Below are 19,395 nucleotides of genomic sequence, written 5' to 3' on the forward strand. Positions count from 1 at the left end.
GTGCCGCGTTCACGCAGCCGGCTCCAGCCTTCGTTGCGGGCGGGATTCAGCCTTCTCGGTGATCCCGCCTCCGCGCGTCCCGCTCTAGATCCGCAGGTTCAGGCGCCGGATCATCACGCCCTCCTCCTCGAAGGTGCGGCGGGCGAAGGCGGCGTAGTCCTCGCTGTTCATGTACCAGGGCAGCATGTCGTAGCGGTCCAGCACGTCGAGATGCGCGCGGTCCTCCAGCGCCTCCTTGAAGGCGTCGTGCAGCTTGGCCACGATCTCGGCCGGGATGCCCTTGGGGCCGCCGAAGCCATAGGGCGAGGCCGAGACGACGGGCACGCCCACCTCCTGCAGCGTCGGCACGTCGGGGAAGCGCTTGGCGCGCTCACGCCCCCACACCGCCAGCACGCGCACGCGGCCATCCAGCGCCAGCGGCGCCCAGCCCGAGCTGTCGGCCAGCACGTCGATCTGCCCGCCCAGCAGGGCGGCGATGTTCTCCGCGAAGCCGCGGAAGGGCACGTGCAGGAACTCGGCATCGGCCGCCAGCGCGATCTGCTCCATCGTGATGTGCAGCGAAGTGCCCACGCCCGGCGAGCCGTAGGAGATGCGGCCAGGCTGCGCCTTCGCACGCTCGATCAGTTCCTGGTGGGTGCGGATGGGGCTGTCGGCGCGCACCACCGTCCCGAACAGGTAGCCCGTCAGGTGGATGACGTAGGTGAAGTCCTCCAGCGGGTTGAACAGCGGGCGCTGCACCATCTGCGGATGGCGGAACACGCTGATGGGCAGCTGGCCCAGCGTGTAGCCATCGGGCTGCGCCTGGGCCACCGCCTGCGGGCCGATGACGCCGCCGGCACCGGGCCGGTTTTCGATGGTGATGGGCTGGCCCAGCTTGCGCGACGCGATTTCCGCGATGGCGCGCATCTGCATGTCGGTGCTGCCGCCCGGCGTCCAGGGGCAGATCAGGCGGATGGGACGGTTGGGAAAGGGCGACTGGCCGATGGCCGGCGTGGCGAGCGAGGCGGCGCCGGCGGCGCCCAGCAAAAAGGTGCCACGGCGGCCAATGCCGCCCGCGCGGATGATGGTCATGGGTTTTATCCTCCCGGTGGATCGCCGGGTGCGCCAAGGCACGCCGACTGGTCGAGGCGCAGTTTGGAACCGGGAGGCCCAGGGCGCAACCCGCGCCCCGTCAGCCGCCCGCGAGTGCCAGCGTGCGCCGCGCGCGGATCAGGATGGGTTCGTCCACCATCATGCCATCCACGACGAAGGAGCCGCGGCCCTCGCGCGCGGCTTCCTCGGCGGCCGCGAGCTGCCGCCGCGCGAGGTCCACCTCCGCGGCACTGGGCGAGAAGCCCTCGTTCAGGATGGGCACGACCGTGGGGTGGATGCAGCTCGCCCCCACCAGCCCCGCGCGGCGGGACCGCGCGACCAGGGCACGCAGCTTCTCCCCGTCGCGATAGTCGGCCACGGTGCCGAGCGTGCCGAGCGGCGCGACACCCGCCGCGACGGCGGCCAGCACCATCTGCCGCTTGGCGAGTGCCACGATCTCGTCATCCGGCGCCGCGCCGATCTCGGCGGCCAGGTCCTCGGCGCCGATCAGCAGGCCCGCGACCAGCGGTGAGGCGCGCGCCATCTCCGCCATGCGGGGCAGGGCGGCGGCGGTCTCGATCATCACGATCATGCGCATGGGGCGGGGTGCGGCGGCCAGCATTTCGGCCGCCAGCTGCACATGGTCCGGGCCCAGCGCCTTGGTGAGCAGGATTCCATCGGCGCCCGCCGCGATGGCGGCCTCGATGTCGCCAACCGCGAGTGCCAGCGGGCGGTTCACGCGCACCAGCACATCGGCGCCGCCGCCGCGCGCGGTGGGCACCGCCTCGGCCAGGGCGGCGCGGGCCTCCGCCTTGCGGTCGGGGGGCACGCTGTCCTCCAAATCCAGCAGCACGGCATCGGCGCCGGAAGTGGCTGACTTCGCCACGAAGCGCGGCACATTCGCCGGCACATAGAGCATGGAACGCCAGATGCGGTTCATGGATTGCGTCCTCCGTCGAGCACCACGCCGGCCGCGCGCAGCCGGGCGAGTTCGGCCTCGCCCAGCAGCGGTGCCAGCAGCGCGTCATTGTCCTGGCCGAGCGTGGGCGCGGCGTTGCGCTGGATGCCGGGGGTGGCGGAAAGCCGCGCCGTCTCGCCCGACGTGGGCAGCCAGCCGCCGGGCATCTCTTCGTCCGGCAGTTCGATCAGCGCCTCGCGGCCCGCGACGTAATGGTCCCGCGCGAGGCCGGCCACGTCCATGATGGGGCCGATGGTCACGCCGTCGCGGTCGAACTGCGCCAGGGCCTCTTCCATCGTCAACCGCGCGATGGCGTCGCGCACCACGCCGTCAATCTCGTCCAGGTTCCGCACGCGGTCGGCGTTGGTGCGGAAGCGCGGGTCCTCCACCAGCTCAGGCCGGCCGATGCTGCGCATGAGCTTCACGAACATGGCCTGGGTGGAGCTGGAGAGCCCCACCCAGCCGCCATCCTTCGTGCGATAGGCGTTGCGCGGCGCGGTGTTGGTGCTGCGGCTGCCGGTGCGCGGCTTCACCTTTCCGGTGATGCGGTGGTTGGCCATCTGCGGCTCCAGCACCGTGAAGATCGGCTCGAAGAGGGAGAGGTCCATCACCTGGCCTTGGCCGGTCACTTCGGCGTGGCGCAGCGCGATCATGGCGGTGGCCGCGCCATACAGCCCCGCATAGGCATCGGCCATGAACATGGGCGGCAGCACGGGTTCGCGGTCCTCGAAGCCGTTCAGCGCCGCGAAGCCCGAATAGCCCTCGACCAGCGTGCCGAAGCCCGGCTTGTGCGCGAAGGGCCCCGTCTGCCCCCAGCCCGAGATGCGCGCGATGACCAGGCGCGGGTTGATGGCGTGCAGCGTGGCCGGGCTCAGCCCCATCTCCTCCAGCACGCCGGGGCGGAAGCTTTCCACCAGCATGGCGGCCCCTTCCACGAGGCGCTTCACGACGGCGATGGCATCCGGCTGGCGCAGGTCGAGGCAGAGGCTGCGCTTGTTGCGGCACCAGGTCTTCCAGGAGGTCTCGATGCCGCCGACCTTCCAGGCGCGCAGGGAATCACCCGCGGGCGGTTCGACCTTGATGACCTCGGCGCCGTGGTCCGCCAGCACCTTGGTGAGCATGTTGCCGGCGACGAGGCGCGAGAGGTCCACGACCCGCACGCCGTCCAGCGCGCCGCGCGCATCCGCGTCGAATTCCCGCCGCGTGAGCATTCGCTTCGCCTCCCTCGAACCTGGGGGCGACGCTATGGGCTGCCCCGGGACGGGTCAATGCGACCCGCCCCGGGAGCGTTTCAGCGACTGATTCACCGCTTCGGCGATGCCGCCTCCGCGGATCAGGCGCCTTGCACCTCAGGCGCCGACGAGGTTGTCGGGGATGTTCTGGCCCACCTCGCGCAGGTAGCGCGCGGCACCGGGGTGGTAGGGCAGGAAGGTGTTCTTGCTGGCGTTCTCGGCCAGCGTCTCCGAACCCGCCGCGACGGCCTGGCGCAGCCGCGCATTCTGGCTCAGCACCGCCTTCGTCATCTCATAGGCCAGCGTCTCGGGCAGGCTGTGATGCGCGATGGCGAAGTTGAACATGCCCACCACGTTCAGCGCGCGGCCGGCCGTGCGGTAGGTGTTGGCGGGCAGCGTGCTGGCCGTCAGCTCGGGGAAGCGTTCGGTCAGGGTGCGCGTCTCGGCGGCGGTGAAGTCGATGAAGTTCACCTCGCCCTGCGTCTCCGCCTCGGAGAAGGCGGGGATGGGCACGCCGGAGGCGAAGAGGAACGCATCGAGCAGCCCGTCCTGCAGCTGGCCCGACATGTCGCTGCCCGAGCCGAAGCGGATGGCGGCGGGGCGGATGTTCAGCGCCTCGAACATCAGCGGGAAATAGGTGCCGGGCGTGCCGCCGCGCGGGCCCACGCCGACGTTCTTGCCCGCCAGCGCGGCCATGTTCGTCAGCCCGCTGCGCTTCAGCGTGATGCCGTGGAAGGGCGTGTCATACATGGGGAACAGCGCGCGGATGTCGCGGAAGCGGTTGCCCTGCGTCCAGGGCGCCGAGCCGTTCCAGGCCTGGAGCGCGACACCCATGGTGACCATGCCGACTTCCACTTCGCGGCGCTGCACCAGGATGATGTTCTGGTTCGGGCCCTGCGTGGTGCGGTAGGAGATGTTCACGCCCGTGGCTTCCTGCGCCAGGCCGCCCCAGGCGGGCCCATACAGCGCGTAGGTGCCGCCGGGGGCGGCGGTGCCCATGTTGATGGCGCGGGGCCAGGACGGATCGCGGGGCTGGGCGAAGGCCCGGCCCATCAGGGCGGGCGCGGCGAGGCCGAGCGCGGTGCCGGCCAGCAGGATGCGACGTTGCATGTTTCTATAACCTCCCGTGACATGATCGCGCCGCGTGTCAGTCCGCGCGGCGCCGTGCCTCATTCGTGGCGACCCTTCGGGTTAACCACGGATGGCCGGGCCAGATCAATGCGCGAGGAAGCGGGGATGCGTCTCAGGGACAGGGTGGCGATCGTGACGGGCGGCGCCTCGGGCATCGGCCGCGCCATCGCGCGGCGCTTCGCGGCCGAGGGCGCCGTGGTCGTCATCGCCGATGTGACGGAGACGGTGCGCGAGGGCGGCGAGGCCACGCGCGCGCTGATCGAGGCCGCGGGCGGCACCGCGCGCTTCCACCGCTGCGACATGGCAAGCTGGGCTGATGTGGACGCGCTGGTCACGGCCACGGTGGCGGAATTCGGCCGGCTGGACGTGATGGTGAACAACGCCGCCATCGGCGGGCGTGGCGGCAAGCTGCTCGACGTGGACGAGGCCGAATGGGACCGCGTGATGGCCGTGAACGCGAAGGGCGTCTTCCTCGGCTGCAAGCGCGCGGTGCAGCAATTCCTCGCGCAGCCCGTGCGGGGCGAGGCGCGGGGGCGCATCGTGAACATCTCCTCGCAGCACGGCATGGTGGCCGCACCGGCCGACATCGCCTATGGCACGGGCAAGGCGGCGGTGGTCTATCTCACGCGCCAAGTGGCGGTGGACTACGCGGCGGACCACATCATCTGCAACGCGGTGGCGCCGGGCCGCATCCTGACCGGCAAGCCCCTGGGCGACGCGCCGGACAGCCTGGAATACTCGCACATGCGAACGCCCTGGCCGCGGCTGGGCCGGCCGGACGACGTGGCCTCAGCCGCGCTGTTCCTGGCGAGCGACGAGGCCACCTACATCACCGGCCACAACCTGATGGTGGATGGGGGCTGGATGGCCTACTGACGCGTCCGATCGCCAGCGCCGGCACGGCGGGGGCGTGAATCGGCCGCGCAGCCCCGCGTCCGATCGCCAGCGCCGGCACGGCGGGGGCGTGAATCGGCCGCGCGTCCTTCAACCCAGCCCCACCTTCTTCGCCAGCCGCGCGCGGATCAGCGGCACGGCCAGCACCACCAGGATCATCGCGATCACGATCTGCGACACCACCGAGGAGACGAGCTGGATGTAGTCCCCCTGCGCGATGATCAGCGCCAGGCGCAGGTTGCTCTCCGCCATGCCGCCCAGCACCACGCCCAGCACCACCGGCGCCAGCGGGAAGCGCAGCCGGTCCATCGCGTAGCCGATCAGGCCGAAGCCGAACATCAGGTACACGTCGAACATGCTGTCCTGCACGCTGTAGACGCCCACCACGCAAAGCCCCAGCACGCAGGGCGCCAGCAGCGCGGAGGGAATGCGCAGCACATTGGCGAAGAGCCGGCTGGCCACCACGCCGCCGAAGAAGATGATCAGCACGCTGGTGATCAGCATCTGGATCATGAAGCCATAGACCACGTCGCCATGGTCGCGGAACAGCGCGGGGCCAGGCTGCAAGCCATGGATCAGCAGCCCTCCCAGGATGATGGCCGTGACCGCGCTGCCCGGAATGCCGAGCGTGAGCGCGGGGATCAGCGCCGCCGCATTGTCGGCATTGTTGCCGCATTCGGCCGCCGCCACGCCGTTCTCATTGCCCTGGCCGAAGCTGTCGGGGTCCTTCGAGGCGCGCTTCTCCTCATTGTAGCTGAGGAAGGCGGCCAGCGAGCCGCCGGCGCCCGGCAGGATGCCGATGACGATGCCGATCAGCGAGGAACGGATCCAGGTCTTGATGAACTTCGTCCAGCCATGGAACAGGCCCACCGAGGCCCGCAGCACCGCCATGCCCTCATTGGCGCTTCGGCGCGCGGCTTCCTCGGCCAGCATGAAGATGGGCGGCAGGGCGTAGAGCCCCGTCAGCACCACCACCACATGCAGCCCGCCGGCCAGGTTCATGTCGTCGAAGGTGAAGCGTTCATGGCCCGAGACGCCGTCAATGCCCACCGTGCCCAGCAGCAGGCCGAAGCAGGCGGCGATGAGGCCCTTCACCGGGTCCTTGCCCAGCAGCACCGAGACGCTGCACAGGCCGAACACCGCCACCCAGAAATACTCCGCCGGGCCGAACAGCAGCGTGACCTGCACGAGCGGCGGCGCGAGCGCGATCAGCGCGATCGCCGACGCCATGCCCCCCACCGCCGAGGACAGGCAGGAGATCTGCAGCGCCCGCGCCGCATCGCCCCGCTGCGCCATGGGGTAGCCGTCCAGCGTGGTGCAGACGGCGGCCGGCGTGCCCGGGATGCGCAGCAGCACGGCCGGGATGGCGCCGCCATACATCGCGCCATTGTAGATGCCCGCCATCATGCCCAGCGCCACCAGCGGCTCCATGCCGAAGGTCAGCGGGATCAGCACCGCGATGCCCATGGTGGCCGAAAGCCCCGGCAGCGCGCCGATGACGATGCCGCCGATGGTGCCCACCACCATGGCCAATACGTTCTGCCAGGCGAAGACGCCCGGGATCGCGTGGAGCAGCCCATCCCACATGGCGCGTTTTCCGTCCGGTCAGTTGTCGAGGAACAGGCCGGGCGGCAGGCGCCGGCTGAAGGCGGCCACGAAGACCAGCCACACCGCGCCGGTGAAGGCCGCACTCGCCGCCAGCACCAGCAGCGGCCGCCGCAGGCCCAATGCGAAGGCCAGCACCGCCACGAAGACGAAGGTCGCGGGGAAATACCCCACCGGCTCCACCGCGAGGACGTAGAGGGCCGTCAGCCCGACCGTGATGGCCAGGTTGCGGGCATGCTCGACGAAGCGCGCCTCCGGCGCCGCGCGCCGCAGCCCGGCCGTGAACATCAGCACGGCCAGGATGCCCATGGCGCCCAGGATGAGGCGCGGGAACATGGCGGCGTCGGTCGCCACCCCTTGCAAATCGTACCAGCCCCCCGCCACCAGCAGCAGGATGAAGAGGGCGGCGATGCTGTCGCGGTGCAGGGCCATGGCGGGATCAGCGGCGCCAGGGGTCCTCGCGCCAGAGTCGCCCGATCTCCTCGTTCAGCCCGGTGAGGTAGGTGCGGTATTCCGCGCGCGGCATGGGGGCGAGGAAGAGCAGCTGTTCGCGCGCCTTCACCTGGAATTCCGGGTCGGCGAGCGTCGCCGTCACGGCGCGGGACAGGCGTTCGATGATCTCGGGTGGCGTGCCGGCGGGCGCGGCGAGGCCACGGTCCGAGCCCGCGACCACGTCAATGCCCTGCTCGCGCATCGTCTTGGCGTCCGGCAGCTCATCCCAGCGGCTGGCGGCCATGAAGCCGAGGTTGCGGATCTGCCCTTCCTTCACGAAGGGCGCCGCCTCGCCGATGCCGAAGGTGCTGGCCATGATGTGCCGGCCCAGCAGCGCGGTGCGGTTGGGCGCGGTGCCGGGGAAGGGCACCAGCGTGGCGCGCATGTCCACCTTCCGCATGAAGGCCAGCGTGGCCAGGTGCATGGCGGAGCCCGTGCCCTGCATGCCGATGGTCATGCGGCCGGGGTTGGCCTTCGCCCAGGCCACCAGCTGGTCAATGGTCTGGAATTCGCTGGACGGGTGGACGTTGATCGAGGCCGGGTCGGAGACGAGGTTCGCGATGAACTCGAAGCTCTCGAAGGTGTAGCGCGTGCGCCGCTCATGCGGGATGGTGATGAAGGCGGGCGCGTTCAGCATGCCGATGGTGTGGCCGTCGGGCCGCGCCTGGGCCAGCTGCGTGAAGCCGATCTCGCCGCCCGGTCCCGGACGGTTCACCACGCCGATGCGCGCGCCGCCGCCCAGGTGCTTTTCCATGAAGGGCGCCAGGGTGCGGGCCAGGATGTCCGTGCCGCCGCCCGCCGCGAAGCCGATCAGCATCTCGATGGGACGCGAGGGCCATCCCTGGGCAATGGCCGGCGTGGCGAGCACGCCCATGGCGGTGGCGGACAACAGGCTGCGTCGGTGAAGGCGCGTCATGGCGTGGCTCCCGTTCTGTTCTGTTTCATGGACACAGACGCCCGCCGGCGCCCGCCTCCCCCTGTGTCGGCGCACGGTAACACGGGATGAGGCGCGGTCAACGTGAACGGGGCCTCACGCCTCGGCGCTGGGCGTGGCGCGGGCGAGGCCGCCATAGGCGTCCAGCATGCGCTCGCGCCAGGACCAGACGGGATCATCCTCCGTCAGCAGGCGCAGCGGGCTGGCGCCGCGCGCCCACATGAAGGCGCCCATCACCACATGGTCCGCGTAGTCGGGCGCGTCGCCGCCGAGATAGGGCTGCGCCGTGACGGTGTCGCGCAATGGCGCGAGCATGGCGCGGAATTCCGGCAACCGCGCCTCACGGTCGCGCGTCACCTCCGCGAGCTTCATGCCGAAGCGCTTTTCCCGGCTGGCGATGAAGTAGCTCCGCGCCGGTTCGTCGAGCAGCGGCGGCACGTCCGAGACGATCAGCCGGATCAGCGCCGCGTGGAACACCGTCCCGGTCCAGGACTGGATGAAGCGATAGGCGTGGGCGCGCCCGTGCATCAGGCTGGGAAGTTCCGGATAGGCCTCGTCGAGATGGCGCGCGATGGCGAAGGAATCCGGCACCACGCGCTCGCCATCCACCAGCACCGGCACCTTGTCATGCTTCGCGAAGGCAAGGCGCTCCGTCTCGGTGAAGCGCCAGGGGATGCTCTCGAAGTCGAGCCCCTTGTGCGCCAGCGCGAAACGGCTGCGCCAGCAGAAAGGGCTGAAGACGCGGGCGGGGTCGGTGCCGCAGAGTTCGTAGAGCTGCCGCGCCATGGCTCAGCCCTCCCAGGCCACGACGCGCTGCGCCGCCGCGCGCCAGGTGGTCCAGGCGGCGTCGGCCGCGCGGCCGCTGCGCTCCGCCGCCAGCGAGGCGGCGTTCAGCGCCACCCGCGCCTGTTCGCGTTCGGCGCCCGTGCGATCCTCCGCCGCGCGGCGGGCGCGCAGCAGGGCGGCTTCGGCGGCGGCGTGGTCGCGGGCGGCGGCGCGGAAGGCGTCCATCAGCCGCAGCGCCTCGGCATAGGCGGTGATGAGGCCTTCCAGCCCGGCGCGGCCGTCGGCGCCGGCGGGCAGGCGTTCCAGCACCTCGCGCAGCGCGGCCAGGCGGTCGGTGCCGCCGGGCAGGCGGGCGGTGTCGCGGTCCAGCGCCAGGTCGCGCCAGATGGGCGGCAGGGGCTCGGGCAGGGCGGGATCCCAGAGGGGGATGGTGCGCGTCGTCCGGCGTTCCCACTCGAAATTGTGCTCGGCGGCGGCGCCCTCCAGCGTCACCTCCACGCGCAGGCCGAAATCGCCCTCGGCGACGGGCTGGAATTGCGGCGTCTCGCGCGCGCGGCGCGGCAGGTCCAGCACCAGCGTGCCACGCTGGGCGCCGCCATCCACCGCCAGCCGCAGCCGGTGCACGGCGCGCTGCGCCACCAGCACGGCGCCGCGGCGGAAGGTGACGCCGGTGGGGTCGGTGCGGTCGTCGCGCGCCGCGCCGATCTGCACGCCCTGGTCGCGCCCGAAGGCCAGCAGCCGGGTGGCGCCCGCCGGCATGCCGGGCAATTGCGCGTCACCCAGGAAACCATCCGTCTCGGCGCCCTGGCTGCCATAGATGGTGGCGAGGCCGGGCGGCAGCGGGTGGTCCGCCGCGTTGCGAAGGCGCAGCGCCTGGAGCGGGTGGCGCGCGGCGAGGTCCTGCACCCACCACAGCCGCTCGGCCGGCAGGCGCATGTCGAGGAAGGGGACGTTCGCCGTCTCGCCCGCCTGGATGGTCACGGGGTCCACCAGCACGAAGGCCACCCGGCCAAGCGAGGCTTCGGCGGCCACGGGCGGGGCGGCGGGCGCGGCCTCCGCCACCGGCGCGGCGGCGGGCGCGGGCAGGGCGAAGGCGCGGGCCAAGGGGGCCGGCGGAGGCGTGGGCCGCGGGCGGCCCCCCGTGTCCGGGCGCACCTCCACCTGGCCGCTGCCCTCGATGGGCAGCTCGATTCGCGGCAGCAGCACGGGGGTGTAGAGGGCCTGGCGGAAGGCCGCCGCCTCGCTCGACACCAGCGAGAGCCGGATGCCCGACCAGTCCGCGCCCGTGTGGTTCTCCACCACCGCCCAGCCCATCAGCCGCGCCTCGGCACCCGTCTCGCCGAAGCCCGGCACGGTGATCCGCCAGGAGGGCTTCCACAGCGGCGCACCGGCCACATAGGCCGCGGCAATCTCGCGCGGGGCATTGGCGCCCGCGCGCAGCGCGACCGTGACGGTGCGCGTGTCGGCGGTGCGCGTCTCGGCCAGCGCGGCGGCGGCGCGGGCCAGGCGCGCGGCCAGGCCGGCATCGCGCAGCTGCACCTCGTCGGCGGGGTCGAGCATCAGCGCGCGCAGGCCCGTCGCGGTCAGCAGCGTCAGGCGCAGGCGGCCCTCATGCTCGCCCGCTTCCGCGATGCGCCCCTCGATGGCGCCGACCGCCACCTCCTGCCCGCGCAGCGCGTTGAACAGCGCCGCGCGGCTGTCGAAATCGTGCGGGCGCAGCGGCAGGCCCCGGAAGGCCTCGGCGGCGAGGTCCTGGGCGGGCAGGCGCACGCCCTCGACGCGCCCCGCCGGGTCCGCGATCACGAGCGAGCGCAGGATGTCGTCCACATCGGCCAGCGGCACGCGGAAGGTCACGGCGCCGGCATCGGGCGCGACCATGCCGCCCCGCATGATCTGCGCGAGGCCCGCGGAGGAGAGCATCACCCCCCGCACCGGCAGCTCCGTCGCCAGGGCCGGCGTGCCGACAATAAGCAGGAGGGCAGGCAGCAAACTGCGGCGAATCATGGGCTTGGCCTCCATGTGCATGCGCGGCGCCAGGGCGGCCGCCGCGGCATCTGACCACGCCGGCCCGCCCCCGGCCACCCGCCGCAACCGGCCGGCCGTGACGCGCGTTTTCCCTCTGTCACACCGGCGCCATCTTTTTTAATTGAGGATTGAGCGCCCTACGCATAATTTTCATATAAGTTTAGAGGGAACGCCATGGACAGCGTCGCAGCGGACAGCAACGCAGCGGAGGGGGTCGCAGCGGGTCGGCTTTGGCAGGGGCTTTCCCAGGCCAGCGGGGCCGCACGCCCCGCCGACCGGTATTTCGCCCCGATGGGCCGGCCGATGATGCAGGTGCGCCGCGCGAACGGGGAAGCCGCCTTGCTGGCGCTGGACCCCGCCACCGGTGCCTTCCGCCCCAGCTACGCCCTGCAGAACCGCTTTCGCGAAGGGCTGCTCGAGGCGCAGGAACTGGACCGGACGACCTTCGAGGCGCTGGTGCGGCGCTGGCGCGCCCGGACGCTGGCCGAATGCGAGGCCAGCCCCATCCTCTGGACGCGCACCCGCGACCCGCTTTTCCCCTATGCCGCCACCCGTGCGGGCAGCCCCCTGGCGCTGCGCTGCCAGGTGGACCTGTCGGAGGCCCCCCTGACCCTCTTCGCCGCCGGCGAGCAGGTGGGTGAACTGGCCGGCTGGCCCGCCGCCTGGCGCCGGGATGATGCGCGCGTCAGCGCCGCTCCAGCCGCATGGGCAGCGTCTCCCCCGGTCGCAGGCTGAGGCGGCTGACGGCCTCGGCCACATGGCCGGGGCGCAGGCGCGGGCGGAAATGCTGCGCCAGGGTCGCCACCGCGATCATCGCCTCGTAGAGCCCGAAATGCTGCCCGGTGCAGATGCGCGGCCCCAGCGCCAAGGGCAGGTAGGTGAAGCGCGCGGGCGGCGGCGCCCCGGGCAGGAAGCGCTCGGGCCGGAAGGCGTCGGGCTCGCTCCAATAGGCGCGGTGGCGGTGCACCACCCAGGGCGCCACGATGACGATGCTGCCCTTGGGCACGGGAACGCCCGTCACCTCCGTGTCGGCGTTCGCCTCGCGCGCCAGCAGCGGGATGGGCGGGTAGAGGCGCAGCGTCTCCTCCACCACCGCGCGGGTGTAGGGGAGGTTCGGCAGGTCCTCGAAGCCCGGGGCGCGGCCGCCCAGCACCCGGTCCAACTCCTCGTGCAGCGCGGCCTCGGCCCAGGGCGCCTGGGAGAGCAGGAACCACACCCAGGCCATGAGGTTGGCCGTGGTCTCGTGCCCGGCCATGAAGATGGTGATGGCCTCGTTGCGGAAGGCTTCGCGCGTCATGCCGGGGTGGGAGGCCATGCCGGCCACCAGCGAGAGTTCACCCCCGGCGGCGTTCAGCACCTCCTCGATCAGCCCGTCCACCACGCGATGGATGCGCCGCACCTCGCCCCGCCGCAGCAGCCCGTTCAGCCGGGGCGTCCAGTCCGGCAGGCCGATGACGGAGGTGAGGTCGGTGTTGGAAATCCGCGCCTGGTAGCGCGCGAAGGCCTCGACCACCGTCGCGGTCGCGCGGCGGCCCACGGCCGTGCCGAAGATGGTGCGGCCGATCACCTCGGCGGTGAAGCGGCCCATCTCCTCCAGCATGTCCAGCTCGGCGCCCGCCGGCAGGGCGGCCCAGGCGTCGCGGGTTTCAACGGCGACCGCCGTCATCACGGGGGTCAGGCTCGCCATGCGCGAGGGGTGGGTGACGGATTGCACCACCCGCCGCCTTTCCTTCCACACCAGCCCGTCCGAGATCAGCAGCCCGTCGCCCAGCAGGGGTTCGAGGGCGTGGCGCATCTGGGGCGACTTGCGCTCGAACACCTCCGGCTGGCCGATCATGACCGACTGGATGGCCGGCGGCATGTTGAAGACGAAGATGTTGCGGCTGAGCACCTTCATCCGGATGTGCGACTGGTCGAAGAACTGCTCGCTCCAGACGCCCAGCAGGTTGCGCCGCGCGATCAGGAAGAGCCGCCAGATGGGCAGCCGCCCGCGGTGCCGGGAGGGGCGGGGCGGGAGGTAGGGCTCGGCCGGGGGGAGGGAAATGCTCAGGCGGCGGCCTCGGACCAGGGGAAGGAACCCAGGCGGTAGACCACCCCCGGGCGCGATGTCCAGGAGGATGGCCCCCCAGGGGCTCTTATGGTGAGGCGTCACATGGGGAAACGCGATGTGAACACCCCCCGCGCTGCTTCCCCCTGGTGAAAATGCCATATCCCAGGCTTGTCAGGGTCGCCTGAGCGGCCTAGTGGCCCGCATCCTTTCATGATAACCCGCCTGGGCAAGACTCGGGGGGAAGCCGGCCCGGATGTCGGGCCCGCGGCAGCAGGAGATTTTCGCGATGAGTGAGACCGCCGAAAAGGTGAAGAAGATCGTGGTCGAGCACCTGGGCGTCGAAGAGGCCAAGGTGACCCCCGAGGCGTCCTTCATTGACGACCTGGGCGCGGACAGCCTCGACACGGTCGAGCTGGTGATGGCCTTCGAGGAAGCCTTCGGCGTGGAGATTCCCGACGACGCGGCCGAGAAGATCCAGACCGTCAAGGACGCGATCGAGTTCATCGAGAAGCAGCAGGCCGCGGCCTGAGCCTTCTCCACGGGGTTTCATAACGTGTTTGCGCCAGGATTCGCGCCGCGGCGCGTCGTTGTCACCGGCATGGGAATCACGGGCCCGCTCGGGCTCGGGGTGGAGCGCTTCTGGCGCCGGCTGGTCAATGGCGAAAGCGGCATCTCCGCCATCCAGTCCTTCGACGTGAAGGACCTGCCGGCCAAGATCGCGGGCCAGGTTCCCCCCGGAACCCGCGCCGAGGGCGGCCTGGACCTCAACGAATGGATCCCCGTCAAGGAACAGAAGAAGATGGGCCGCTTCATCCAGCTTGCCTGGGTGGCGGCGGCCGAGGCCATCGAGGACAGCGGCTGGGCCCCCGAGGATGAAGCGGGTCGTTGCGCCACCGGCGTGATGATCGGCTCCGGCATCGGCGGCCTGGAGGTGATCCAGGAGGCGGGCGGCTTGGTCGCCGCGGGCAAGTCCCGGCGCCTCTCGCCCTTCTTCATTCCCTCCGCGCTGGTGAACCTCGCCTCCGGGCAGGTTTCCATCCGCTACGGTTTCAAGGGCCCGAACCATTCGGCCGTGACGGCCTGCGCCACCGGCGTGCACGCCATCGGTGACGCCGCGCGCCTCATCGCGCTGGGCGATGCCGATGTGATGGTGGCCGGCGGCGCCGAGGCCGCCATCTGCGAATTGGGCATCGGCGGCTTCTGCGCCGCGCGTGCGCTCTCCACCGGCTACAACGACACGCCGGCCGAGGCCTCCCGCCCCTGGGACAAGGGCCGCGACGGCTTCGTGATGGGCGAGGGCGCGGGCGTGGTCGTGCTCGAGGAATACGAGCACGCCAAGGCACGCGGCGCGAAGATCTACGCCGAGGTCATCGGCTACGGCATGAGCGGCGACGCCTATCACATCACTTCCCCCACCGAGGATGGCGAGGGCGGCTACCGCGCCATGAAGGCGGCGCTGGCCTCGGCCGGCATCACGCCCGAGCAGGTGCAGTATGTGAACGCCCACGGCACCTCGACGCCCATGGGCGACGACATCGAGCTTTCGGCCGTGGAGCGCCTCTGGGGTGACGCGGCCAAGGGCCTCGCCATGTCCTCCACCAAGTCGGCCACGGGGCATCTGCTGGGGGCCGCGGGCGCGGTGGAGGCGATCTTCTCCATCCTCGCCATCCGCGACAATGTGGCGCCCCCCACGCTGAACCTGGAGGAGCCCTCGCGCCCCTCGCCGATCGACCGGGTGGCCAAGACCGCGCAGGAACGCAAGATCGAGGTGGCGCTGTCCAACAGCTTCGGCTTTGGCGGCACCAACGCCTCGGTGGTGTTCCGGGCGGCGCCTTGACGCGGGCTTCCGGGCGCCCCTCGCGGCGGCGCCCGGGCTTTCCCCTGACGGTCAACTTCTGATGTTGCGCGTGCTGCGCCTGTTGGGATCGCTTGTGCTCGCGCTGGCGGTGCTGGCGGGCATCCTGGCCTTCATGGCCTGGCGCGAGGTGGATGCGCCCGGCCCGCTGGCCGAACCCGCCCAGGTGGTGATCCCGCGCGGGGGCACCGGGGCCATCGCCGACACTTTGGCCGAGCGCGGGGTGATTTCCGACGCCCGCCTCTTCACCGCCGCGGCCGTTCTGACGCGCAATGAAGGCCCGCTGCGCGCCGCCGAATTCGCCTTCCCCGCCCGCGCCTCCATCCGCCAGGTGCTGACCGTGCTGCGTGAGGGAAGGCCCGTGCAGCGGCGCCTGACCATCGCCGAGGGGCTGACGGCGCGGCAGATCACCCAACTCATTGACGACATGGAAGGCCTGACCGGCGAGACGCCGCCCATCGCGGAAGGCGCCCTGTTGCCGGAGACCTATGCCTTCACCCTGGGCGACAGCCGTGCCTCCCTCGTGCGCCGCGCCACCGCCGCCATGGAACAGGCGGTGGAGGAGGCCTGGGCCGCCCGCGCGCCCAACCTGCCCCTGGCCTCCCCGCGCGAGGCGGTGATCCTGGCCTCCATCATCGAGCGCGAGACGGGTGTGGCGGGGGAACGCGGCCTGGTCGGCGGCGTCTTCATCAACCGGCTGCGGCGCGGGATGATGCTGCAATCGGACCCGACCGTGGCCTATGGGGCGGGGCAGGGGATGCCGCTGGACCGCGCGTTGACGCGGGCGGACCTGAACGAGGACCACCCCTTCAACACCTACCGCATCCGTGGCCTGCCGCCGGGGCCCATCGCCTCGCCGGGCCGCGAATCGCTGCGCGCCGCCACCCAGCCGGAGACGACGGACTACCTCTATTTCGTGGCGGATGGCACGGGCGGCCACGCCTTCGGCCGCACGCTGGAGGAACACAACAGGAATGTCGCGCGCTGGCGCGCGCTGCGCAGAGCGCAATAGGGTGTGCTGGCGCGCGCTGCGCAGAGCGCAATAAGGGCGCGCTGCGCCGGGCGCCGTAAGGCCCGCCGAAAGGCGAAGGGGGCGCGATGCCCCCACCCTTCAGCCCGGCTGTTCTTCCTGCTGGGGCGCCGCCCGGCGGGATTGCGGCATGGGCAGGGCTTCCGCCTCGCCGGCCAGCTCGGCCTCCAGCGGATGGGTGCCGTCCTGGCCTTCGCCCTCGCCCTCCTGGGGGGAGGAATCGGGGGCCTCGCGCTGGCGGCGTTCCTGCGGCGGGGGCTGCTGCTGCGCCGCGGCCATGGCGCCCAGGATGCGGAAATAGTGTTCCGCGTGCTGGAAATAGCCCTCGGCCGCCACCCGGTCGCCGGCGCTGGTCGCGTCCCGGCCGAGCTGGAGGTATTTCTCGAAGAGTTGCTGGGCGGTGCCGCGAAGCCGGACATCAGGCCCGCTGGAATCGAAGACGTGATTCCGATTGAGGGGCTGGTTCCCGCTGTTGCCGCCGCCCGTGTGCCGGAACTGACCGCCACCGCCGCCACCGCCGCCATGGCGATGGCCACGGCGCATGCGCTTCATGTTCATCCGCTGCTGTGCTTTTGCTGTCTCATGAAGGCGGGCCGGACGGGCCGGTCGCGCCATTCGCTGCACTTCACCGAGGCCCCGCGGGCCCGAGCGTTGTCCACCGGCCTTCCGGCCCCTGTGGACATTCCAACCTTAGCCCCTGTCCGCGCCGCCGCCAATGGCTTTCTGCCCCGATTCCAGAAGGATTGCGCGCGGAATGCCCGAAAGATCGGCGCGCAGCCCTGCAACCGACAGCCCGGCGGCCTGGGCCAGCGCGCCCACGGGCTCGGCCTGGCCCTGGCCAAGCTCCAGCACGGCCGCCCCGCCCGGGGCCAGGAGGCTTGGCAGGGCGGTGGCGAGGGCGCGGTAGGCGTCCAGCCCATCCGCCCCGCCATCCAGCGCTGAGGCCGGCTCATGTTCCGCCACCTCGGGCATCAGCGCCGGGATATCGCCGGCCGCGATATAGGGTGGATTGGACAGCACCAGGTCGAAGCGGGCGTCGAGCGCCGTCCCCCAATCCCCCGCCAGGAAGGCGGCGCGGGGCGAAAGCCCCAGCCGCGCCGCGTTGCGCGCGGCCAGCGCCGCGGCCTCGGGCTTCAGGTCCACGCCGACGCCGGTGGCCGCCGGGAATTCGGAAAGCACGGCCAGCAGCAAGGCCCCCGTGCCGGTGCCGAGGTCCAGCACCCGGCGGGGCGCCACGCCGCGCGCCAGCACCGCCTCCACCAGCGTCTCGGTGTCGGCGCGGGGGATCAGGGTGTGCGGGGCGACTTCCAGCTCCAGCGTCCAGAAGCCGGCGCGGCCGGTGATGAAGGCCAGGGGTTCCCGCGCCGCGCGGCGGGCCAGGGTTGCCTCGAAACGGGCGGCGGCGTCCGGGGACACTTCCGCGCGCGGGTCGCGCAGCAGCGCCTCGGGCGTGGCGTCCAGCGCATGGGCCAGCAGCCAGCGCGCCTCCATCCGGGCATTCTCGATGCCCGCCGCGCGCAGCGCCGCCCCGCCCTGGCAGAGCAGGGCGCCCACGCTGGGCATCAGGCCTCGGCGGCCAGGCGTTGGGCCTCGTCCTCGCTGATGAGGGCGTCGAAGATGTCGTCGAACTCGCCCATCATCACCCGGTCCACCTTGTGCAGCGTCAGGCCGATGCGGTGGTCCGTCACGCGGCCCTGCGGGAAATTGTAGGTGCGGATGCGCTCGCTGCGGTCGCCGGTGCCGACCTGGCTGCGGCGGTCGGCGGCGCGGGCGGAGTCCGCGGCCTGGCGCTGCGCGTCGAAGATGCGCGCGCGCAGCACCTTCATGGCCTTGGCGCGGTTCTTGTGCTGGGACTTCTCCTCCTGCATCGCGACCACGATGCCGGTGGGGAGATGCGTGATGCGCACCGCGCTGTCCGTCTTGTTCACATGCTGCCCGCCGGCGCCGGAGGCGCGGTAGGTGTCAATCCGCAAATCCTTGTCCTCGACCTTCACATCCACCTCCTCCGCCTCGGGCAGGACGGCGACGGTGATGGTGGAGGTGTGGATGCGCCCCTGCGTCTCGGTGGCCGGCACGCGCTGGACGCGGTGGACGCCGCTTTCGAATTTGAGGCGCGCGAAGACGCCCTGGCCCTCGATCTCGGCGGTGGCGCCCTTCACGCCGCCCAGCTCGTTCTCGTCGTAGTCGAGCACGGAAAAGCGCCAGCCGCGGGTTTCGGCGTATTTCTGGTAGGCGCGGAACAGCTCGCCCGCGAAAAGCCCCGCCTCGTCGCCGCCCGCGGCGGGGCGGATTTCGAGGATGGCGCTGCGCTCATCCGCCGCGTCCTTCGGCAGCAGCATCAGGCGGATTTCGCGTTCCAGCAAAGGCAGGCGGGCCTTGGCGTCGTGGTATTCGGCCTCGGCCAGCTCGCGCATCTCGGGGTCGGAGAGGAGGGATTCCGCCTCGGCCTGGGCGTTTTCCAGGGCGCGGTATTCGGCCACCTTCTCGACCAGCGGCTCCAGCGTGGAGAGCTCCTTGGACAGGGCGCCGAATTGCGACCCGTCGGCGGTCTCCAGCTCCGCGCGGAGTTCGGCGGCGCGCGTCATCAGGCGGTCGAGGCTTTCAGGGAGAGGCATGGCAGGGGCGATGCCCCACGCGGCGCGTCAGCGCAAGCCTCTCGCCGCGCGCCTTCAGCGCGACCCCGCGGCCGCGATCAGCTGCTCCGCCGTCACGAAGCCCAGGAATTCCCAGTCGGCGCCGCGCGGGCGGAAGAGGCCCATGGAGCCCTCCGGGAATTCCCCCTGCGCCAGGCCGCGCCCCAGGATCATGCCCAGCGGCACGATATGCCCGACCATGACGCGGTTCCCGCCGGCCGTTTCATTCCGGGCAGATTCACGCAATGGCGGATTTCCGCCATGTGCGATCTGCCCTACCGGCTGCGCCAGCCGGCGCGAGACGGCGCGGGCATCGTCGGTGGCGCTGCCTGGCGTGTAGTCGTCCGCGATCAGGTCGCGTTCCACCCGCGCCTGGCCGAAGGCGAGTTCGGCCGTGTCGGCGGCGCGGAAGACCTCGCTGGTCAGCACCTCGGCCACGGGGATGTTCAGGGCGCGAAAGGCCTCGCCCAGGCGCCGCGCCTGCTGCCGCCCGGCCTCGCTGAGGTTGCGCTGCCCCGCGCGGTCCCCGCGCCGGCCGGTGTCGCGCTGGGTGCGGTCGGTGATGGCGTGGCGGATGTAAAGGTTCAGCCCGCCCGCCCGCAGCAAGGACAGGGCCTCGGGCGTGGGGAGGAAGGCGTGCTGGGCCGCCGCGGGCGTGGCCAGCAGGGGCAGGGCGAGAACAGTGCGGCGGTGCAACAT

General features: G+C 71.7%; 19 protein-coding genes. 5 read left to right on the forward strand and 14 right to left on the reverse strand.

Translation table 11 applies throughout. The annotated features are described in order from the left end of the window. Positions 1-84: 84 nt before the first annotated feature. From JTN19_RS02590 to JTN19_RS02605, 4 genes are all read right to left on the reverse strand, one after another. Positions 85-1,071 (reverse strand): tripartite tricarboxylate transporter substrate binding protein, encoded by a 987-nt coding sequence (locus JTN19_RS02590; RefSeq protein ID WP_206930149.1) that lies wholly within the window; start codon positions 1,069-1,071, stop codon positions 85-87. Between the two features lie 100 nt (positions 1,072-1,171). After that, positions 1,172-2,011, reverse strand: a complete 840-nt coding sequence (locus tag JTN19_RS02595) for an HpcH/HpaI aldolase/citrate lyase family protein (RefSeq protein WP_206930151.1) — start codon at positions 2,009-2,011, stop codon at positions 1,172-1,174. Beyond that, complete coding sequence (locus JTN19_RS02600; RefSeq protein WP_206930153.1) at positions 2,008-3,240, reverse strand: CaiB/BaiF CoA transferase family protein; 1,233 nt, start codon at positions 3,238-3,240, stop codon at positions 2,008-2,010. Before JTN19_RS02600 ends, JTN19_RS02595 begins: the two co-directional genes overlap by 4 nt. A 138-nt stretch (positions 3,241-3,378) precedes the next feature. Further along, the gene (locus tag JTN19_RS02605) at positions 3,379-4,371 is read right to left on the reverse strand and encodes a TAXI family TRAP transporter solute-binding subunit (RefSeq protein ID WP_206930155.1); all 993 of its coding nucleotides are present in this window, start codon (positions 4,369-4,371) and stop codon (positions 3,379-3,381) included. 126 nt (positions 4,372-4,497) lie between these two features. Here JTN19_RS02605 and JTN19_RS02610 point away from each other — a divergent pair, with 126 nt between their 5' ends. Beyond that, positions 4,498-5,268, forward strand: a complete 771-nt coding sequence (locus JTN19_RS02610) for an SDR family NAD(P)-dependent oxidoreductase (RefSeq protein ID WP_206930157.1) — start codon at positions 4,498-4,500, stop codon at positions 5,266-5,268. A 108-nt stretch (positions 5,269-5,376) separates the two neighbouring features. Here JTN19_RS02610 and JTN19_RS02615 read toward each other — a convergent pair whose 3' ends face one another. The 5 genes from JTN19_RS02615 to JTN19_RS02635 all read right to left on the reverse strand — a co-directional run bounded on the left by JTN19_RS02615 (position 5,377) and on the right by JTN19_RS02635 (position 11,107). Next, on the reverse strand, positions 5,377-6,873 hold the full coding sequence (locus JTN19_RS02615; protein WP_206930168.1) for a tripartite tricarboxylate transporter permease: 1,497 nt from the start codon (positions 6,871-6,873) through the stop codon (positions 5,377-5,379). Between the two features lie 18 nt (positions 6,874-6,891). Continuing rightward, positions 6,892-7,323 (reverse strand): tripartite tricarboxylate transporter TctB family protein, encoded by a 432-nt coding sequence (locus tag JTN19_RS02620; RefSeq protein ID WP_206930169.1) that lies wholly within the window; start codon positions 7,321-7,323, stop codon positions 6,892-6,894. Between the two features lie 7 nt (positions 7,324-7,330). Then, positions 7,331-8,299, reverse strand: a complete 969-nt coding sequence (locus JTN19_RS02625; RefSeq protein WP_206930171.1) for a Bug family tripartite tricarboxylate transporter substrate binding protein — start codon at positions 8,297-8,299, stop codon at positions 7,331-7,333. A 114-nt stretch (positions 8,300-8,413) separates the two neighbouring features. Continuing rightward, positions 8,414-9,103, reverse strand: a complete 690-nt coding sequence (locus tag JTN19_RS02630) for a glutathione S-transferase family protein (protein ID WP_206930173.1) — start codon at positions 9,101-9,103, stop codon at positions 8,414-8,416. 3 nt (positions 9,104-9,106) lie between these two features. Then, positions 9,107-11,107 carry a hypothetical protein gene (locus JTN19_RS02635; RefSeq protein WP_206930175.1) on the reverse strand — a complete coding sequence of 667 codons (2,001 nt, stop codon included), beginning with the start codon at positions 11,105-11,107 and terminating at the stop codon, positions 9,107-9,109. A 195-nt stretch (positions 11,108-11,302) separates the two neighbouring features. Here JTN19_RS02635 and JTN19_RS02640 point away from each other — a divergent pair, with 195 nt between their 5' ends. Beyond that, on the forward strand, positions 11,303-11,863 hold the full coding sequence (locus JTN19_RS02640; protein WP_206930177.1) for a hypothetical protein: 561 nt from the start codon (positions 11,303-11,305) through the stop codon (positions 11,861-11,863). Here JTN19_RS02640 and JTN19_RS02645 read toward each other — a convergent pair. Further along, a complete protein-coding gene (locus tag JTN19_RS02645) occupies positions 11,814-13,280 on the reverse strand; it encodes a cytochrome P450 (RefSeq protein WP_340643265.1) in 1,467 nt (488 codons plus the stop codon). The genes JTN19_RS02640 and JTN19_RS02645 overlap by 50 nt on opposite strands. 184 nt (positions 13,281-13,464) lie before the next feature. Between JTN19_RS02645 and JTN19_RS02650 the strand changes: the two genes are divergently transcribed. From JTN19_RS02650 to mltG, 3 genes are all read left to right on the forward strand, one after another. After that, positions 13,465-13,707 (forward strand): acyl carrier protein, encoded by a 243-nt coding sequence (locus JTN19_RS02650; protein WP_184382379.1) that lies wholly within the window; start codon positions 13,465-13,467, stop codon positions 13,705-13,707. A gap of 24 nt (positions 13,708-13,731) precedes the next feature. Then, on the forward strand, positions 13,732-15,015 hold the full coding sequence (gene fabF / locus JTN19_RS02655; RefSeq protein ID WP_340643266.1) for a beta-ketoacyl-ACP synthase II: 1,284 nt from the start codon (positions 13,732-13,734) through the stop codon (positions 15,013-15,015). Positions 15,016-15,076: 61 nt separating this feature from the next. Continuing rightward, complete coding sequence (gene mltG / locus JTN19_RS02660; protein ID WP_206930188.1) at positions 15,077-16,045, forward strand: endolytic transglycosylase MltG; 969 nt, start codon at positions 15,077-15,079, stop codon at positions 16,043-16,045. Positions 16,046-16,144: 99 nt separating this feature from the next. Here the strand turns inward: mltG and JTN19_RS02665 are convergent, their stop codons facing one another. The 4 genes from JTN19_RS02665 to JTN19_RS02680 all read right to left on the reverse strand — a co-directional run bounded on the left by JTN19_RS02665 (position 16,145) and on the right by JTN19_RS02680 (position 19,395). After that, complete coding sequence (locus JTN19_RS02665; RefSeq protein ID WP_408901844.1) at positions 16,145-16,606, reverse strand: DUF4167 domain-containing protein; 462 nt, start codon at positions 16,604-16,606, stop codon at positions 16,145-16,147. Positions 16,607-16,753: 147 nt separating this feature from the next. Next, on the reverse strand, positions 16,754-17,626 hold the full coding sequence (prmC, locus tag JTN19_RS02670) for a peptide chain release factor N(5)-glutamine methyltransferase (RefSeq protein ID WP_206930192.1): 873 nt from the start codon (positions 17,624-17,626) through the stop codon (positions 16,754-16,756). Beyond that, positions 17,626-18,678 carry a peptide chain release factor 1 gene (gene prfA, locus JTN19_RS02675; protein WP_206930194.1) on the reverse strand — a complete coding sequence of 351 codons (1,053 nt, stop codon included), beginning with the start codon at positions 18,676-18,678 and terminating at the stop codon, positions 17,626-17,628. Before prfA ends, prmC begins: the two co-directional genes overlap by 1 nt. Positions 18,679-18,732: 54 nt before the next feature. Next, positions 18,733-19,395: a histidine phosphatase family protein gene (locus JTN19_RS02680; RefSeq protein ID WP_206930196.1), complete on the reverse strand. Its 663-nt coding sequence runs from the start codon at positions 19,393-19,395 to the stop codon at positions 18,733-18,735.

Origin of the sequence: Roseococcus thiosulfatophilus (assembly GCF_017311575.1) — a bacterium.
GTDB classification, from domain to species: domain Bacteria; phylum Pseudomonadota; class Alphaproteobacteria; order Acetobacterales; family Acetobacteraceae; genus Roseococcus; species Roseococcus thiosulfatophilus.

Excerpts from the sequence above, each read along its gene's own strand:
- JTN19_RS02590 (WP_206930149.1), bottom strand. The coding sequence starts at position 1,071 with ATGACCATCATCCGCGCGGGCGGCATTGGCCGCCGTGGCACCTTTTTG.
- JTN19_RS02595 (WP_206930151.1), bottom strand. The coding sequence starts at position 2,011 with ATGAACCGCATCTGGCGTTCCATGCTCTATGTGCCGGCGAATGTGCCG.
- JTN19_RS02600 (WP_206930153.1), bottom strand. The coding sequence starts at position 3,240 with ATGCTCACGCGGCGGGAATTCGACGCGGATGCGCGCGGCGCGCTGGAC.
- JTN19_RS02605 (WP_206930155.1), bottom strand. The coding sequence starts at position 4,371 with ATGCAACGTCGCATCCTGCTGGCCGGCACCGCGCTCGGCCTCGCCGCG.
- JTN19_RS02610 (WP_206930157.1), top strand. The coding sequence starts at position 4,498 with ATGCGTCTCAGGGACAGGGTGGCGATCGTGACGGGCGGCGCCTCGGGC.
- JTN19_RS02615 (WP_206930168.1), bottom strand. The coding sequence starts at position 6,873 with ATGTGGGATGGGCTGCTCCACGCGATCCCGGGCGTCTTCGCCTGGCAG.
- JTN19_RS02620 (WP_206930169.1), bottom strand. The coding sequence starts at position 7,323 with ATGGCCCTGCACCGCGACAGCATCGCCGCCCTCTTCATCCTGCTGCTG.
- JTN19_RS02625 (WP_206930171.1), bottom strand. The coding sequence starts at position 8,299 with ATGACGCGCCTTCACCGACGCAGCCTGTTGTCCGCCACCGCCATGGGC.
- JTN19_RS02630 (WP_206930173.1), bottom strand. The coding sequence starts at position 9,103 with ATGGCGCGGCAGCTCTACGAACTCTGCGGCACCGACCCCGCCCGCGTC.
- JTN19_RS02635 (WP_206930175.1), bottom strand. The coding sequence starts at position 11,107 with ATGATTCGCCGCAGTTTGCTGCCTGCCCTCCTGCTTATTGTCGGCACG.
- JTN19_RS02640 (WP_206930177.1), top strand. The coding sequence starts at position 11,303 with ATGGACAGCGTCGCAGCGGACAGCAACGCAGCGGAGGGGGTCGCAGCG.
- JTN19_RS02650 (WP_184382379.1), top strand. The coding sequence starts at position 13,465 with ATGAGTGAGACCGCCGAAAAGGTGAAGAAGATCGTGGTCGAGCACCTG.
- mltG (WP_206930188.1), top strand. The coding sequence starts at position 15,077 with ATGTTGCGCGTGCTGCGCCTGTTGGGATCGCTTGTGCTCGCGCTGGCG.
- JTN19_RS02665 (WP_408901844.1), bottom strand. The coding sequence starts at position 16,606 with ATGCGCCGTGGCCATCGCCATGGCGGCGGTGGCGGCGGTGGCGGTCAG.
- prmC (WP_206930192.1), bottom strand. The coding sequence starts at position 17,626 with ATGCCCAGCGTGGGCGCCCTGCTCTGCCAGGGCGGGGCGGCGCTGCGC.
- prfA (WP_206930194.1), bottom strand. The coding sequence starts at position 18,678 with ATGCCTCTCCCTGAAAGCCTCGACCGCCTGATGACGCGCGCCGCCGAA.
- JTN19_RS02680 (WP_206930196.1), bottom strand. The coding sequence starts at position 19,395 with ATGTTGCACCGCCGCACTGTTCTCGCCCTGCCCCTGCTGGCCACGCCC.